Source organism: bacterium (assembly GCA_020440705.1).
GTDB lineage: Bacteria > Krumholzibacteriota > Krumholzibacteriia > LZORAL124-64-63 > LZORAL124-64-63 > JAGRNP01.
On record JAGRNP010000091.1, the window covers coordinates 14,354 to 16,494 of the forward strand.

Consider the following 2,141-nt stretch of genomic DNA (forward strand, 5'->3'; position numbering starts at 1 on the left):
GAGTGGGCCGTGGTGACGCGGGTCAGGACAGGGTTCCTGGAGGACTCGATCCGCGGCGACTGGCTCGAGGTGCGCCTTGTCCGCAGCGAGAACCGGGGCTGGCTGGTGCACGGCGCCCGCCTGGCCCAGCAGTGCTGGCGCGCCGAGGATCGTGACCTCTTCGTCGCCGACCCCTGCCCCTGAGTGGAGCGGCCCGCCGCCGGCCTGCCGTTATCCCGCCGTCCCGCCCTTCGGCGCGGTCGACCCCGACCCTGACGAGTCCGGTCCGGCGACCCCCGCCGCCTCGCCGTACTTCCGCAGCGTCTCTTCGAGCTTCGTGATCGCCTCGCTCTCCCGGTAGACGAACGTGAAGATGATCGTGCGCAGGTTCTCCGGGCGGCCCGCCACGCCCTGGGTGCCGTCGTCGAAGATGGCCGCGTAGATGAGGCCGCCCACCAGGTCGGTCTGCTGCTTGTAGTGCTCGAGCTCGTCGTAGGCGCGCGAGATGTCGAGCACGGTGGCGTAGTCCATGTGGTTGATGGCGCCGGTCGAGGTGGCCACCTGCCAGGCCGTGTCCGTCACCCAGGCCGGCCGGATGAAGCCGCGCGGAAAATCGGCCCCGGTGACCTTCTCGCCCGTCCCGAGCTTCCGCGAGATGATCTGGATGCGCTCCTTGTGGTAGGTGCGCGACTCGGTGAGCAGGGCGCGATCGGCCTCCAGCTCGGTCAGGATGTCGTGCAGCGCGCCCGCGGCCGTCTCCCGCGCCCTCACGTTCTCCCGCCACTCGTTGGCCGTCAGGGCCAGCACCACGCCGAACACCACGAAGACGGCCTCGAAGAAGGCCGAGCGCAGGGGGGCTGCAAGGGAACCGCTCATGATCACCATCCGGCTGGGGTCGATGGGGGGCGCCTTTTCATACTAGGGCACGGGGCGACGGCGGTCACGGGTCGGATTCCGGAAGCGCGGTTCCCAGGGCCGCGAGATGGGTCTCAAGTCGCGCCGTGGCAATCCGATGACTCTAATGAAATCCGCACCCGGAGACGGGTGCTCGCCCCGGCAAGTGACTACGGGAGTCGTATATGACCACATTGGCCAGATTCCGCCCGTTCCGCAGGAAGACGCCGGCCCCGGCGCCGGACGCCGTCCGGCCCGGTTCCATCGCGTCCGGCCCGGCCGCCGCGGCTCCGCGCCCCGAGCCGGCCGCGCCCCGCATTCCCGATTTCGAGCCGGAGCACCTGAAGAACGAGCTCCTGCGCGCCTCGGGCACCGAGCTGCACCACGTAGCCACCAGCGCGACGCAGTCCATCAACCGGCAGATGGAGGCGATCCGGCAGAGCATCGCCGACTTCCAGGAGATCACCGCGAACATCGACCAGGTCGATGCCCGGTCGACCGCCGTGCAGGAGGACATGGGCAGCGTCGTGACGGGGACCGAGCAGGTCTCGCGGCGCCTGGCCGAGGTGGGCGACAAGATGGGCGATTTGGAGAACCACTTCGCCTCCATCGACAACCTGCTGAACACCGTGAACGAGATCGCCGACCGCACGAACCTGCTGGCGGTGAACGCCGCCATCGAGGCCGCCACCGCCGGCGAGGCGGGGCGCGGTTTCGCCGTCGTGGCGAGCGAGGTCAAGAAGCTCTCCCATACGACGAAGGTCGCCAACGAACAGATCCAGGACACGCTCACGACCATCGGCGCGGCGATCCACGAGCTCTCCGCGCGCGTGCAGGACTCGCGCGATGTCATGGACGAGTCGCTCGCCACCGTGGGCCACGCCCGCACGAGCGTGGCCGAGATCCACGCCAACACCCGCGAGTTCCAGAACCGCATCCACGACTCGCTGAAGACCTTCAACGCCCTGGACGCGGCCTCCGCCGCCGTCGAGAACGAGATCGGCGAGTTCCACACCATCGGCGAGACGGTGGGTTTCCTCGTCGAGCTGATGCGCGTCAGCGGTCTGCTGAAGACGCCGCTCGACCCGCTGCAGCGGCTGTCCGAGGTGGTCGCGGCGAGCACCTTCAACCGGCCCGACCGCTTCAGCGACCGCCAGGAGGAATACGTCCTGCGGCCCGACGACATCCTCATCTCGGCCACCGACCCGAAGGGCCGCATCACGTTCGCGAACAACATCTTCTACCGCGTGGCGCAGTACGAGCAGGGC

The 2,141-nt window shown here is 69.0% G+C and carries 3 protein-coding genes; 2 read left to right on the plus strand and 1 reads right to left on the minus strand.

Going from position 1 to position 2,141, the window contains the following annotated elements:
* Positions 1 to 183 (plus strand): hypothetical protein (locus tag KDM41_13035; GenBank protein MCB1184353.1); only part of this gene is annotated, 183 nt, incomplete at its 5' end.
* Positions 184 to 210: 27 nt separating this feature from the next.
* On the opposite strand, the gene KDM41_13040 is transcribed toward KDM41_13035, so the two are convergent.
* Positions 211 to 855: a hypothetical protein gene (locus tag KDM41_13040; GenBank protein MCB1184354.1), complete on the minus strand. Its 645-nt coding sequence runs from the start codon at positions 853 to 855 to the stop codon at positions 211 to 213.
* A 203-nt stretch (positions 856 to 1,058) separates the two neighbouring features.
* Here KDM41_13040 and KDM41_13045 point away from each other — a divergent pair.
* On the plus strand, positions 1,059 to 2,141 hold a 1,083-nt coding region (locus tag KDM41_13045), incomplete at its 3' end, for a hypothetical protein (protein MCB1184355.1).

Bases quoted from the DNA above. Each gene is read 5' to 3' on its own strand.
- KDM41_13040 (MCB1184354.1), bottom strand. From the start codon at position 855: ATGAGCGGTTCCCTTGCAGCCCCCCTGCGCTCGGCCTTCTTCGAGGCC.